This is a genomic window from uncultured Devosia sp., from assembly GCF_964244875.1.
In the GTDB taxonomy this organism is placed as follows: Bacteria; Pseudomonadota; Alphaproteobacteria; order Rhizobiales; family Devosiaceae; genus Devosia.
In genome coordinates this window covers 318,533-333,238 of sequence record NZ_CAXTKA010000002.1, presented here as the reverse complement: position 1 = coordinate 333,238, position 14,706 = coordinate 318,533, and the positions used below count along the sequence as shown (strand labels likewise).

The 14,706-nt window shown below is 63.8% G+C and carries 11 protein-coding genes; 10 read left to right on the top strand and 1 reads right to left on the bottom strand.

The genetic code is table 11. The features are described from left to right. Positions 1–68: 68 nt before the first annotated feature. Positions 69–2,531, top strand: a complete 2,463-nt coding sequence (gene treY, locus ACFE8X_RS04075; RefSeq protein WP_375450174.1) for a malto-oligosyltrehalose synthase — start codon at positions 69–71, stop codon at positions 2,529–2,531. Here treY and ACFE8X_RS04070 read toward each other — a convergent pair. After that, positions 2,528–2,779 carry a hypothetical protein gene (locus ACFE8X_RS04070; protein WP_375450173.1) on the bottom strand — a complete coding sequence of 84 codons (252 nt, stop codon included), beginning with the start codon at positions 2,777–2,779 and terminating at the stop codon, positions 2,528–2,530. The two genes, treY and ACFE8X_RS04070, sit on opposite strands and share 4 nt — an antisense overlap. Before the next feature lie 93 nt (positions 2,780–2,872). Here ACFE8X_RS04070 and ACFE8X_RS04065 point away from each other — a divergent pair, with 93 nt between their 5' ends. The 9 genes from ACFE8X_RS04065 (at position 2,873) to ACFE8X_RS04025 (ending at position 14,634) form a co-directional block, all read left to right on the top strand. After that, positions 2,873–3,439: a DNA-3-methyladenine glycosylase gene (locus tag ACFE8X_RS04065; protein WP_375450297.1), complete on the top strand. Its 567-nt coding sequence runs from the start codon at positions 2,873–2,875 to the stop codon at positions 3,437–3,439. Between the two features lie 195 nt (positions 3,440–3,634). Continuing rightward, entirely contained in the window at positions 3,635–3,952 is a 318-nt protein-coding gene (locus tag ACFE8X_RS04060) for a plasmid stabilization protein (RefSeq protein ID WP_375450172.1), read from the top strand. A gap of 104 nt (positions 3,953–4,056) precedes the next feature. Continuing rightward, on the top strand, positions 4,057–5,913 hold the full coding sequence (recQ, locus tag ACFE8X_RS04055) for a DNA helicase RecQ (protein ID WP_375450296.1): 1,857 nt from the start codon (positions 4,057–4,059) through the stop codon (positions 5,911–5,913). Continuing rightward, on the top strand, positions 5,906–6,952 hold the full coding sequence (locus ACFE8X_RS04050; protein ID WP_375450171.1) for a heparan-alpha-glucosaminide N-acetyltransferase: 1,047 nt from the start codon (positions 5,906–5,908) through the stop codon (positions 6,950–6,952). Before recQ ends, ACFE8X_RS04050 begins: the two co-directional genes overlap by 8 nt. Positions 6,953–7,017: 65 nt before the next feature. After that, positions 7,018–7,983 (top strand): acetylxylan esterase, encoded by a 966-nt coding sequence (locus ACFE8X_RS04045; protein ID WP_375450170.1) that lies wholly within the window; start codon positions 7,018–7,020, stop codon positions 7,981–7,983. A 195-nt stretch (positions 7,984–8,178) separates the two neighbouring features. Further along, positions 8,179–10,035 (top strand): ABC transporter ATP-binding protein, encoded by a 1,857-nt coding sequence (locus ACFE8X_RS04040; protein WP_375450169.1) that lies wholly within the window; start codon positions 8,179–8,181, stop codon positions 10,033–10,035. Beyond that, on the top strand, positions 10,032–11,930 hold the full coding sequence (locus ACFE8X_RS04035) for an ABC transporter ATP-binding protein (protein ID WP_375450168.1): 1,899 nt from the start codon (positions 10,032–10,034) through the stop codon (positions 11,928–11,930). Before ACFE8X_RS04040 ends, ACFE8X_RS04035 begins: the two co-directional genes overlap by 4 nt. 271 nt (positions 11,931–12,201) lie before the next feature. Then, positions 12,202–12,693 carry a hypothetical protein gene (locus tag ACFE8X_RS04030; RefSeq protein ID WP_375450167.1) on the top strand — a complete coding sequence of 164 codons (492 nt, stop codon included), beginning with the start codon at positions 12,202–12,204 and terminating at the stop codon, positions 12,691–12,693. Between the two features lie 645 nt (positions 12,694–13,338). Beyond that, complete coding sequence (locus ACFE8X_RS04025; protein ID WP_375450166.1) at positions 13,339–14,634, top strand: hypothetical protein; 1,296 nt, start codon at positions 13,339–13,341, stop codon at positions 14,632–14,634. The last annotated feature ends 72 nt before the right edge of the window (positions 14,635–14,706 follow it).

The following is a 14,706-nucleotide window of genomic DNA, read 5'->3' as shown; positions in this document are numbered from 1 at the left end:
AACCCGTGGCGAAACCGTTGCCGTGCGAACCGCCGGTCTCGCCCGGCCTTGCCGAAAGCGTTGTCTTGATGATCCCTGCCGCCATCCCCCGCGCCACCTATCGCCTGCAATTGAACAAGGATTTCGGCTTCGCCCAGGCGCAGGCCTTGGTGCCCTATATCGCGGACCTGGGCATCAGCCACCTCTATCTCTCGCCCATCCTGCGCGCCCGCGCCGGCAGCACCCATGGCTACGACACGGTGGAGCATCGCCAGATCAATCCCGAACTGGGTACGCTCGAGGATTTTCGCGCCCTCGCCGGCGACCTGCGCCAGCGCGGCATGGGCATCATCCTTGACTTCGTGCCCAACCACATGGGCATCGGCGGCACCGAGAACAGCTATTGGCTGGACGTGCTGAAATACGGCAAGGCCAGCCGCTATGCCCACTGGTTCGATATCGACTGGTCGCCCGCCGATGCAAGCCTTGCCGACAAGGTGCTGGTGCCGGTGCTTGGCGGCGCCTATGACGCCGCTCTTGCCGAGGGCCGCCTGGTGCTCAAGCACGATGCCGACGCGGACAGCTTTGCCATCTGGGCCGACGACACCCATTGCCTGCCCTTGGACCCGGCAAGCTATCCCGACCCCGCGGCCGTCCAAACCATCAACGCCGATCCTGACCGGCTCGATGTGCTGATCGGCCGGCAGAACTGGCGGGTTGCCCGCTATTCGGTGGCTGCCGACGACATCAACTATCGTCGCTTCTTCATCGTCAACGATCTGGCCGGCATCCGCATCGAGGCGCCCGAGGTGTTCGATCACGCCCATGCCTTGATCTTCCAGCTGATCGAGGAAGGCCTGGTGGATGGCCTGCGCATCGATCATATCGATGGCCTTTACGATCCCAAGGCCTACGCCATCAAGCTGCGCGAGAAATCGCCCAAACCGATCTATCTCGTGGTCGAGAAAATCCTGGCGTCGCACGAACAAGTGCCGGCCAATTGGCGCGTCGACGGCACCACCGGTTACGAGTTTTCCGCCCATCTGACCGCCTTGGGGGCCGACCCGGCAGGCGAGACTGCCCTCGACCGCGGCTACACGGCGTTCACCGGCGAGCAACGCTCGCTCGGCGAGATCGAGCGTGAAGCCAAACTGATCATCATCGATACCGAAATGGCCGCTGAACTCGATCGGCTGGCGACCTTGGCACGCACCATAGCGGCAAGCCGCCGCACCAGCGCCGACCTGACCCGCAACGGCCTGCGCAGCGCCGTCCGGGAGCTGGTCGCCGCCATGGAGGTCTATCGCAGCTATGTCGATGCCCAAGGCAGCAGCGACACGGACCGCCGCGACGTCGGTGTCGCCCTGGCCGCGGCGCGGCTGGCGGCGCCGACCATTGATCCCGCAGTGTTCGATTTTCTCGACACCCTGATCGCCAGTCCGCGCGACGATGACGAACTCGAACTGGTCCGGCGTATCCAGCAATATAGCGGGCCGGTCATGGCCAAGGGGCTCGAGGATACCGCGCTTTATCGCTACAACCGCCTTATCGCGCTGAACGATGTCGGCGAGCGCCCGGACCGGTTTTCCCTGGGCATCGAGGCTTTTCATGACTTCAACGGCGCGCGCCTGGGGCTATATCCCCAAGCCATGCTGACCACGTCCAGCCACGATACCAAGCGCGGCGAGGACACGCGCGCCCGCATCCTGACGCTGTCCGGCCATGCCGACGAGTGGACAAGGTCGGTCACCGAATGGTCGCAGTTGCTGGGACCGGCCGCCGACGCCATCGAGCGCAATGAACTCTGGTATTTTTTCCAGATGCTGCTTGGAGCCTGGCCCGTTGGCGCGGCAAAACCCGGTGACCAGTTCCGGCAGCGCCTCAAGGCGGCCATGCTCAAATCCGTGCGCGAGGCGCGGCGCAATTCGAGCTGGACCCGGCCCGACGCGGAATATGAAACCGCGCTCGAGACCCTGGTCGATGTGGCCTTGGCCGACACGCCGGATAACCGTTTCCCGCCTGCATTTGCCCGCTTTGCCTCCGCTATCGGCGAAGCCGGGGCCCGGATCGGATTGGCCCAGGCCGTGCTCAAGCTGACCGCTCCCGGCGTACCCGATATCTACCAGGGCGCTGAACTGTGGGAGCAGAGCATGGTCGATCCGGACAATCGCCGGCCGGTGGACTTCGCGGCGCGCCAGGGCCTGCTGGGCAGCCAGGGTCCGCTCGATCTTGCCGATTGGCACGATGGCGCGATCAAGCTCTCCGTCATCGAGCGGTTGCTGCAAGCGCGCGCTGACCATCCCGCCTTGTTCGCCCATGGCTCCTACGAGCCATTGCCGGCGGGCGAGCATGTGGTTGCCTTTCAGCGACGACATGAGGGACAAGCCATGGTCGTCGCTGTGGCATTGCATCCATGGCATGCTGTGGACGGCCAAGTGATGCCGGCCGCTACGGGGCGCTGGCGCGAGCTGTTTTCCGGCATCGACGGGGTTCCGGACAGTGCGGCGCTGGCAACACTATCGGTGGCGGTCTGGGTCAGCGCGGAACGCTAGTCTTTCAAATTGTCTTCAACCACCGCTTCGGGCCGGTCTTCTCCGCTGGCGACTTCCTGGTGCCACACGCCATCGCGGGTTTCGTATTCGATGCCCGTCGAAACACCCGAAACCTGCTGACGCTGGGCCGCCCGGGCAGCCGCTTCATGGGCGGCCTGATGGGTGGGGAAGGTTTCGGAAAACACATCGCCCACCTTATAGGCGAAGCCACCATCATGGGCGACGATGTCATAGGTGATCTTGGTCATTGCAGTCTCCTTGCAGCGCGAACAACGCGCCAGCGGGTCCAGAGTTCATAGCCGCTTGACGCAGCCTGCCTACCTGCGCAAAAGCGCACGATGATGCCCGATTTTGCGCCGCTTGACCGCACCTTTTTTGATCGTCCCGTCCTCGATGTGGCGCCGGCGCTGATCGGGGCGACCCTGCTGGTCGATGGCGTTGGCGGCGTGATCGTAGAAACCGAGGCGTATGACCAGGCCGATCCCGCCTCCCATAGTTTCAACGGTCCCACCCCGCGCAACGCCGCCATGTTCGGCCCGGCAGGCCAGGCCTATGTCTACAAGATCTACGGCATGCATTGGTGCCTCAATTTCGTCTGCCGGCCGGGCAGCGCGGTGCTGATCCGGGCGCTGCAGCCCACCCATGGGTTGCAGCGCATGGTGGAGCGGCGCGGTGGGCTGCCGATGCGCCGATTGTGTTCGGGCCCCGGCAAGCTGTGCCAGGCGCTGGGGATCACCATCGCCGAAAACGGCCTGCCGCTGGACGCGTCGCCTTTCGCCATTCTGCCGGGGGCCGCTCCCGAAATTGCCACCGGCATCCGCATCGGGCTGACCAAGGGGATCGAGACCCCATGGCGCTTCGGGCTGCGCAGTTCTGCGTTCTTGAGCAAGCCGATACTCTCGACGTGAGTTTGGTGCGCTATTGCACCAATGGGAACGATCGCTAGCCGTGGCGGTTATCTCCGCGAGGCGGCAACACGCGTCAACCGGACGTGGCGGCATAGGGAACAGGACGGTTTTTCCGGTTTCCCTCCTGACCAACGAAATGGTAGCCGAGCCCTTATCCCGCCCGTGTTGCGCCTCAACAATCTTTTGGAGGATGCCATGCCCCGAGGCGATAAATCCGCCTATACCGGCAAGCAGGAACGCAAAGCCGACCACATCGCCCACAGCTACGAGGACCGCGGCGTGCCTGAACAGGAAGCCGAGCGCCGCGCCTGGACGACGGTCAACAAGGACGATGGCGGCGGCAAGAAATCCGGCTCCGGCCGGGGCCAGGACACCGGCCATCCTGCAGCCCACAAGGGTGGTGAAACCGGTGGCAAGGCGTCCGCCAGCCGCTCTGCGGCCGATCGTTCGGCATCCGCCAAGAAGGCCGCCGCAACCCGCAAGCGCAACGCCGAGTCCCACGCGGCGCATTGATCGGTTTTGCAAGCCTAGGGCGGCCATTTTGCCACAGCCGCCTTGCGGCGCAGCACGCCTCCATGATCCAAGGCAGTGTGAGCAGCTTGGATTCGACATACGACATGTTCGGCGCGGGCAACGCGGGCAGGCCCCGCGACCCGCTCTCGGTGCTGCGCGACGTGTTCGGCCATCAGAGTTTCCGTGGCCAGCAGGAACAGGTGGTGCGCCACCTGACGGGCGGCGGCGATGCCGTCGTGCTGTTCCCCACCGGCGCCGGCAAGTCGGCCTGCTTCCAGATCCCCGCCATCTGCCGCCCCGGCGTCGGCATCGTGGTATCGCCGCTGATCGCCTTGATGCGCGACCAGGTCGAAGCCTTACGCCAGGCCGGCGTGCCGGCAGCGGCGCTCAACTCCTCGCTGACGCCCGATGAGGCGGCTACCGTGCGCCGGCAATTGCGCAATGGCGAACTCGATCTGCTCTATGTTGCGCCCGAGCGCGTGGCGACGCCGGGCTTCCGACAAATGCTCGTCAATGTCGACATCGCCCTGTTCGCCATCGACGAGGCCCATTGCGTCAGCCAATGGGGCCACGATTTCCGCCCCGAATACCGCGAACTGGCGCAACTGACCGAACTGTTCCCCGGGGTGCCACGCATTGCCCTGACCGCGACCGCCGATCCGACGACGCGCCAGGACATCATCGAGCGGCTAGGGCTCGAGGGCGCGCAGGTCTTTTCGGCGAGCTTTGATCGTCCCAACATCGCCTATGCCATCGTTGAGCGCGACCGGGCGCGCGACCAGTTGCTGAGCTTCCTGTCCGCCCACAAGGGCAATTCGGGTATTGTCTACTGCCTGTCGCGCGCCAAGGTCGAGGACACGGCCGAATGGCTATCCAGCAAGGGCATTCGCGCGCTGCCCTATCATGCCGGCATGGACGCCGCCCGGCGCAATGCGCATCAGGATATCTTCCTCAAGGAGGAAGAGGTGTGCCTGGTCGCAACCGTCGCCTTCGGCATGGGCATCGACAAGCCCGACGTACGCTATGTCGCCCATATGGACCTGCCCGCCTCCATCGAAGCCTACTACCAGGAAACCGGCCGCGCCGGGCGCGATGGCGCGCCGGCCGATGCCTGGATGAGCTACGGCATGGCCGACGTGGTGCAGCGCCGCCGCATGATCGATGAAGGCAATGCGCCCGACGAGGTCAAGCGGGTCGAGCATACCAAGCTCAATGCGCTGCTCGGCGTCTGTGAAACCGCCGATTGCCGCCGCAAGGTGATCCTGGCCCATTTCGGCGAGCACTATGAGGCCCCTTGCAACAATTGCGACACCTGCCGCTCGCCGGTGGCATCCTGGGACGGAACCGAGGCCGCGATTACCGCGCTGGCGGCGATCTATCGCACCGGGCAGCGCTTCGGGGCGGCCCATGTCATCGACGTGCTGCTCGGCAAGCCGACCGAAAAGGTCGCGCGCTTCTGCCATCACAACCAGGCCGTGTTCGGCGCCGGCAAGGCGATCGATGCCCGCACCTGGCAATCGGTGTTGCGCCAGTTGACGGCCAACGGGCTGGTGGTGGTCGATCACGCCGCCCATGGCGCCCTGACGCTGGGGGAGGGCGCGCGTGCCGTCTTCAAGCACGAACGCCGCGTCACGCTGCGCAAGGACCAGCCCAAAAAGGCCGCCGATGTGCGTCGCCAACTGGCAGGGGCGGTACAATTGGCCGAGCCGGCAATGAGCATTTTCAACGCCCTGCGCGCCGAACGCCTGCGCATTGCCCGCGAACAGGGCGTGCCCCCTTATGTGGTGTTCCAGGACGCCACGCTGCGCGCCATGGCGCAGGCCCGCCCGCGCCAATTGCATGACCTTTTGAGCTTGCCCGGTGTCGGCCAGGCCAAGCTCGAACGCTATGGCGAAGCGTTCCTCGCGGTTCTGGCCCAGCAGCCGGCTGTGATGCCGGAAGGTTCGAGCGCCAATGACTGAACCTGCCGCTTCTGTGCCACGGCCCCGCTTCGCCGTGCTCGATATCGCCCGTGGCGTGGCCATCATCGCCATGGTGATCTACCACTTCTGCTGGGATCTGAGCTATCTGCGCTTCATCAGCGCCAATGTCGGGTTCGATCTGGGCTGGGTGATCTTCGGGCGACTGGTGCTCACCGGTTTTCTCATACTGGTGGGCATCGGCCTGGTGCTGGGGCATGGGCGCGGTATTCGCTGGAAAGCCTTCTGGAAACGTTGGATTTTTCTGGTGACCGGTGCCCTTGTGGTTACTGCAGGAACTTTAGCAGAGGGGCTGGGATTAGCAGTGGTACCCCACGCCGGGCCTTGGCCTGTCGTTATCACTTTTACCCTTCCTCAGGCCTTCATCTATTTCGGCGTGCTGCATGCCATCGCGCTGAGCAGCCTGTTGGCACTGCCGTTCCTGCGCGCACCACTGGTTCTGGTGATTGTCGCGGCCGCCATCGTCATCCTGCTGCCCGCGCTCTATTCCAACCCGTTGTTCGATCTGCGTCAAATCTCCTGGATCGGCTTCTGGGTCGAGCCGCCGCCAAGCAATGACCTGGTATCGGTGTTTCCCTGGTTCGGGATGGTGCTGCTCGGCGTTATCGGCGCGCGCATGGTGCTTGCCTCGGGTCTTGCCGCTTCGCTCGCGGCCATCCAGCCCGTAAACCGGCCGGCGCGGTGGCTGGCGCGGCTGGGCCGCTGGAGCCTGGTGATCTATCTGGTACACCAGCCGATCCTGCTGGGGATCCTGTTTCCGCTGGCTGGCGTGCTGCATCCCGAAATCGCCATGCGGGAGGACAATTTCATCGCCTCCTGCCATGCCACCTGCCAGGCTGGCGGCACCAGTGCCGAGCTGTGCGTCACTTATTGCCAATGCGGACTGCAGAGCGTCATCGATAACGATCTGTGGAACGCTATCTATACCGGCATGGTCTCGGCCGACGAGCAGGCCAAGCTGGACGAAAGCACGCGCCAATGCTCGGCGCTGATCTATCCTGTCGCTCCGAGCGCGCCTTGAGGTTGCGGTTTTCTTCCCCGTCTGTAACCTGCTGGCCTGTCCGCTCCAGCCAGTGAAATCCAGCCATGCCCTTCATCGATCTGTCGCCTGCCGAACTCCTGCGCTACCGTTCGGACGTTGCCGACCCAGCCGACTTCGACGATTTTTGGACGCAGACCCTGGCTGAAACCGCGACGATCCCGCTCGACGCCCGGTTCGAGCCCATCGATGTCGGGCTGCAGCTGGTCGACGTGTTCGATGCCAGCTTTGCCGGGTTCGGCGGCCATCCGATCAAGGGCTGGTATATCCGTCCGCGCGGCGCCGCTGCGGGCCTGAGCGCCCTGGTCAAATTCATCGGTTACAATGGCGGGCGCGGCTTTGCGCATGAACACCTGCTCTGGCCGGCGACGGGCCGGGCCGTGTTCGTCATGGATACGCGCGGGCAGGGCAGCGGCGGCTCGCACGGGGAAACGCCCGATCCCGTCGGCTCCGACCCCGCGCATGCCGGCTATATGACCCGCGGCATTGCCGACCCCAAGAGCTACTTCTACCGCCGGGTCTTCACCGATGCGGTTCGGGCGGTCGCCGCCCTTCGCACCCGTCCCGAAGTCGATGCCGACCGTGTCGGTGCGGTGGGCGGCAGCCAGGGTGGCGGGATCACGCTGGCCGTCGCGGGCCTTGTACCCGACCTGCGTGCCGCCATGCCCGACGTGCCGTTTCTGTGCGACTTTCGCCGTGGCGCGGCCATTGCCGTTCGCGGTCCCTATGGCGAAATTGTCAATTACCTGTCGGTGCATCGCGACAAGGCCGACATCGCGTTCAGAACGCTGAGCTACTTCGATGGCGTCAATTTCTCGCGCCGGGCCAAGGCCCCCGCGCTGTTTTCCGTGGGTTTGATGGATGCGGTATGTCCCGCTTCCACGGTCCATGGCGCCTACAATGTTTACGCCGGGCCAAAGGCCATCGAAACCTATGGTTTCAACGATCACGAAGGCGGCGGCGGCTTTCAGGAGCGCCGGCAGCTGGACTGGCTATCGGCCCAGGGCATTTGATTATTGCACCAGCGCCGTTGCGGCGATGTCGCGAGTCAAACAATTATCAATAACGACGCCGTTTTTCTGCGATTTAACCTTGAACCGGCCAAAAAATCGGCTTTCTATGTGCAGGCGTTTTGATTTGCCCGACACTAGGTTTCGGCTCCGCCGTGCCCCCGCCCGGGCGCTTGATTATTGAAGTCTGGATTTCCCGTGACCACCGAAAAGGTTGGCCGTGCGCAGCAGCGCGGCGACGCTCGTGCCCATGTTGCCGCAGCTCACGCCGGCAAGGGCAAAAAGCCGCTCACCCGCATCACCATCTATTCCCTGCGCCATCCCTGGCAGGCCGCCGCTGCGGTTGGCGCCACGATCGTCGCTTCGGTGCTGCAATTGATGATTCCGCGGCTGTTGGGGCATGCGGTCGATCAGGCTCAGGGCATTTTGAGCGTTGGCGCCGAGGGCGCGCAGCAGGCGCTGTTCTGGAGCGCCATGACCCTGCTCGCGGTTTCGGTGGCGCGCGGCTTTTTCACCCTGATGCAGAACTATTATTCTGAATCGGTGGGCCACTATGTCGGCTACGAGCTGCGCCTGGCCTTTTACGACAAGGTGCAGCGCCTGTCCTATTCCTACCATGACCGGGTCCATACCGGTGACCTGATCACCATGGGCCTGCTCGACCTGGATGGCGTACGCATGTTCTTTGCCACCGGCCTCGTGCGCGTCGTGCTGCTGTCGGTCCTGATCGGGGTCGGCGCCTTCATGCTGCTCACCACCGATGTCGTGCTTGGCTTGCTGGCGCTGAGCTTCGTGCCCTTTGTCGCTTGGCGCTCTTCGGCTGCGCAACTGACCTTGCGCGCCACCTGGATCGTGCTGCAGGACAAGCTGTCCGCGCTGACCCGCGTCATGGAGGAAAACCTGGGCGGTATCCGCGTGGTGCGGGCTTTTTCCGGCCAGCAATTCGAGCTCGACAAGTTCGACAAGAGCTCGAGGGAAGCCCTGAGTCTCTCCCATGACCGCGTCGACATCCGGGTGCGCAACACCTCGGCCATGACCTTTTCCTTTTTCGCCGCAATGGGCCTGGTGCTCTGGGTGGGCGGCAACAAGGTCATTGCCGGCGACATGAGCGTGGGCACGCTCGCCTCGTTCTTGACCTTCATGACCATCCTGCAAATGCCGGTGCGCCAGCTTGGGATGATGGTCAATTCCTTCGCCCGGGCCTCGATTTGCGGCGATCGCCTGTTCAGGTTCATCGATGAGCCCTTGGCGATCGAGGATGCGCCCGGCGTGGTCGACCTCAAGGTGAGCAAGGGCACGCTCAAGTTCGAGGATGTGCGCTTCACCTATCCCGGCGCCAGACACCCTACGCTCGATGGCGTCAGCTTCGAAGCGCGCGCCGGGCAAACCATTGGAATCGTTGGGGCTCCGGGCAGCGGCAAGTCGACGCTGGCGCATCTGATCCCCCGCTTTTACGATGTCGGCAGCGGACGGATTACCATTGATGGCCAGGACGTTAGCCAAGTCAGCCTGCAATCGCTGCGGCGCTCGGTGGCCGTGGTGCAGCAGGATTCGTTCCTGTTCACCACCACCATCGAGAACAATATCGCCTATGGCGATCCCTGGTCCAAGGAAGTCAAGATCGAGAAGGCCGCCGAAAGCGCGCAATTGCACAATTATATCATGGGCTTGCCCAGTGGCTACGACACCGTGGTCGGCGAGCGCGGCGTGTCGCTGTCGGGCGGACAGCGCCAGCGATTGTCCATTGCGCGCAGCCTGGTGCTCAAGCCCGCGGTGATGGTCTTCGATGATTCCACCGCCGCCATCGATGCCGGCACCGAGCACCGCATTCGCAGCGCCATGCGCCGTTATGCTAGCAATCGGGTAACGCTGATCATCTCACATCGCCTGAGTTCGCTGATGCATGCGGACATGATCCTGTTCCTCGACGGCGGCAAGATCGTCGAGCGCGGCACCCATGAGCAATTGCTGGCCAAGGATGGGCGCTATCGCGCGCTCTACGACCTGCAGACCCGCCCGGTCGACGAGATCGACATCGGGAGTGCCGCCCAATGAGCGTCATCGAGGACGACGATCGCGATGTGGCATCTTTCCCCGGCCAGCGCCCGCCGCGCGCCAGCGTCGGCTCGCACCGGATCGAGGAAGAAGTTTTCGGCAAGGCCTATGATCCCAGAACCGTGCGGCGCATCTGGGCCTTCGTTAAGCCCTATCGTACCAATATCTATCTTTCGGTCGGGGCGGTCCTGGTGTTCACCGCCACCCAATTGGCCATTCCCCTGATCATCGGCCGCGCCATCGATAGCGGCATGACCGAGGGCGGCAACCTGACCAACCTGATCTGGGCCGTCTTCGCCTTTGCCGTGGCGGTGCTGTTCAACTTCGGCGCCTCCTATGTGCAGGAAACCGAAGTGGGCAAGGTGGCGGAGCATGTCCTGTTCGACATGCGCCGGGCCATGTTCGCCCAGTTGCAGCGCGTCTCGCTCAGCTTCATGGACAAGACCGAGGTCGGCCGCCTGATGAGCCGGCTGCAAGGCGACGTCAATTCCATGCAGGAATTCCTCGAAACCTCGGTGATCTCGGTGGGCGACATCGTGCTGCTGGTCGGCATCGTGGTCGTGCTGCTGTCGCTCGATTTCCGGCTTGGCCTGTTGACGCTGTCGACCATGCCGGTCCTGTTCATCGTGCGCATCTTCTGGTTGCCGCCGGCCAAGCGCGCCTTCTGGGCGGCGCACGAAACCAATTCGATCACCGCCGGCGCCATGGCCGAGGGGATCAACGGGGTACGCACCGTGCAGAACCTGGATCGCCAGAAGGTCAATTTCGATCTCTACGACGACAAGGCCTTCGCCAATCTGCAAACCCAGCTCACCGGCTCGCGCTATGCCCAGGTCATGGTGCCGATCGTGGACAGCCTGACCGGCATCGCCATGGCCATCGTCGTGGTGGTCGGCGGCTCGCTGGTGCTCAATGGCGGGCTGGAGATCGGCGTCATCGTCGCGTTCCTGTTCTACATCCAGCGGTTCTTCGACCCGATCCGCTCGCTGACCATGCAATATTCGATCATGCAGCGCGCCATGACCTCGGGGCGGCGCATCACCGAAGTGCTCGATGTTCCCGCTTCGATCAACGACAAACCCGATGCCACGGTGCTGACGCGCGACATGGATGGCTCGGTCGAGTTCAAGGACGTGGTGTTCGGCTATAGCCCCGACCGCCCGGTGCTCAAGCATGTCAGCTTCAAGGTCAATCCCGGCGAAACCGTCGCCCTGGTCGGCCCGACCGGCTCGGGCAAGACCTCGGCCATGTCGCTGGTGCACCGGTTTTACGAAGTGCAGTCGGGGGCGGTGCTGGTCGGTGGCCACGACGTGCGCGACATCACCCAGCAATCGCTGGGCGAGCAGGTCGCCATGGTGCTGCAGGAGCCGTTCCTGTTCACCGGCAGCGTCTTCGACAATATCCGTTACAACAAGGCCTCGGCGAGCCTGGACGATGTGATTGCCGCCGCCAAGGCCGTGGGCGCCCATGAGTTCATTTCGCGCCTGCCTGGCGGCTATGACAGCATGCTCGAACAACGCGGCTCCAACCTGTCGCTGGGGCAGCGCCAATTGCTGAGCTTTGCCCGGGCCCTCGTCGCCGATGCCAAGATCCTGGTGCTCGACGAAGCCACGGCCAATATCGACAGCTATACCGAACGCCAGATCCAGAAGGCGCTGCTGATCCTGCTCGAAGGGCGCACCGGCATGGTCATCGCCCATCGCCTCGCCACCATCCGCGGCGCCGATCGCATCATCGTGCTGCAGAACGGCGAGCTGATCGAAACCGGCAACCACGACACGCTGATGGACAAGAACGGGCTTTATGCCAAGCTCTACAACATGAACTATGCCAGCTTCGACGACATTCCCGACGAATTGGTGGCCCAGGTCAATGCCCGGGCGGCGAGTACCTGAGGCGGTGTTGTCCGCGCCCGGGTTCTCGTTTGGGCAGGGCTGTCGCAGATGGATGGGCACAATATTTCCAGTGCCACAGCGCTGCTCCTCCCCCTGACAGGGGGAGGTTGGGTGGGGGTGAAAGCGGTGCGATAGTAGGCCGATCTAGCCGATCTCAGTGACGAACTGGTGGCGCGGCGTGTCTACCGCATGCCCGAAGGCCGGATCGAGCTCACCGCCGATGCCGACGCCAATTGGCGTTTTCCAGTCCCCGCCGAAAATCCGCCCCCCCTTGCACCGTATCGTCTGGTCTGCGCAAATCTGTGATCGGGAGCGTCCTATGAACTGCGTGCGCCGCTTGTTTTTATGCCTTGCCGCATTTGGCCTGGCCCTGTTCGTCACGGCGGCAAACGCCGCGGATTGCACCCGGGCATCGGCTGCATTTGAAGCCTCGACCCGCGAGGCTAAGATGTACCTGGACGCGGTCAGCGCCCATCGCGTGGATTGGTCCACGCTGCAGATCGTCAGCGCCGAGGAGCGAGCGGCCTATTCGAGGGTTAACGAGGCGCTGCAGGCGTTGCTGCCGGCCGTTCGCCAGCACCTCGACCTGTCGAGCGACGCTTTGGGATTGATGGGGCTTTGCGCTCTGGGCGATACGATCGACGACGCCAGAATCGCGAAGATGGAGGCAGCGACCAATACTGCCGGGGTGATGATAGTTTTGGCGCGCACCTATCTGCAGGCGTTCGAGGCGCTTCCGGCGTCTAAAGCCCCGTCCAACTAGACGTGCATCTTGCAACGACGCGCCGCCGGCCGGAACGAGCGAAGGTCCGCTTCAAACCGTCACTGCGCCTGGCTTTCCGGCTGGTAGGCACCATTGTCGGGACCAGTTGCGCCCCCTTCTCGTTACGGTCGTCTCTGGCGCGGGTGCAGGGTCCTCGACTCCGCTGCCGCGCGCCCCTAAACTCGCGGCAATCCGGACTTCGAAGGCTCTTCACGCTCCCTTCGAAGCCAGCCGCTGCCCGATGCCCGCTCCGAATCGAAGTGTCCCGTCTGCCCGTCGCTCCAAATTCAAGTGTCAGGCCGCCGCAATGCCCCGATCCGCCCGTTTCCCCGCAAACCCTCTCGCCATCACGCGTTTTCACTCCCCTCCCGCCTCCTTTCACCTTTTTTCTTTCACTCCAAGATGAAGTGTCCCTACACAGCCGGTCTATCCCCACCTTGATCCTTCCCTGGAAGGGGGAGGCGTTGACTAGGATATTTGCCAAGGGCGTTGGACGGAGGCGATAGCCGTGCTCTTGGGAAGGTTGTGGGTATGCGATCCATTGATCGGCATGCCCCTTGATGACACTCTCAAAGCGACGCTCACACAGGGCACGGGACCCGGTGACAGCTAACCATCTGCCGCCGCCATAGATCGGAGTTTTCCATGCGCGTCGCTCTTGGCATTCTGCTTCTGGCCACCGCTCCGGCGTTTGCGGTTGATGCCGTCACCTACAAGGGCACGCTGGGCGGGCTGGAGATCGTGGCTGAACTGGCAGCGCCCGCGCCTGGTGGGTTGGTGGGGCGGTACAGCTATATGCGCCAGGGCGGCGATATTCCGCTCGATACCATGGGGCGGCTCCGCATGCCGGTGCTGCTGGCCGAGGAGGCGCCCTGTACCACGACAACGTGCATGGCGGACGATGACGGCAATGTTCCCGACAAGCCCCTTGGCGCGATCTGGTCGCTGGCGCCATCGGCCGATGGCACCGGGCTTACCGGCACCTGGGAGCCCAAGGACAAGAGCAAGCAATTGGCCATCAGGCTGACCGAGATCGGCCGCCGCACCTTGCCCGGCGCTGCCGAAATTTCGCCCTATGGCCTTTATGATAGCGCCTTCCGGATGACCTTCGGTGATGGCGGTCCGTTCACACCCGCCACCGCCCCCTATGAGTTCGCCAAGATGGACGTGGCGCTGGAGGAGGGAGCGATCCAGACCATGGACGGTTCGAGCTTTCGCTATGTCACCGACCCGCGCAGCAAGTTCGCCTTCCCGCGCATCGTCTCGCTTGCCGATGGCACCGCGCCCGATGCCGCCAATGCGGCCCTGGCCGCCCGCCATGCCTTGATCAACTATTATGCCTTCGACTGCCTGGGGCAAATCTATGCCGGCTTCGGCGCCAATCAATATGCCGCCGGCATGGGCGCCGGGACGCTGGGCGACTACGACAGCGAAACCATCGTCGTGTCCTACCTGTCGCCCACTGTGCTGAACTGGGTGGAGTCGGGCAGCACCTTTTGCATGGGCGCCCACCCGGACAATCATAGCAACACCTATATGCTCGATGTCCGGACGGGCGCGCCATTGGCGCTGGCCAAGGTGTTCCAGGACTGGATTGCCACCGGCAATGCGCTCGATTTCGAGGCGCCGGTGGACCAGTCTGCCGCGATCGGCGCGCCGCAGGATTATGTCTGGGCCGCCGGCCAGCCGCTGATCGATTATGCCATCGCCAACCGCGTGCCGGGCGATGATTCCGATTTCGACGCCGAATGCGGCATCAACGAGCTTATTGCCTCCAACCTGGCCCTGCGGTTCGTCCCCGGCGACGCAGTGCTGTTCACCATCGAGGGCCTGCCCCATGTCAACTTCGCCTGCAGCCAGGACCTGCTGACCGTGAAGTTGCGCGATATCGCCGCGCTGCTGGCCCCGACCGCCAAGGCCTATTTTCCCAGATTGCCCTAGGGCGGCCATGCCACCCACCATCCGGCACCCCCTCATGCCCGATCCATGCTGGTGCCGGCGCCATCGAGGGCG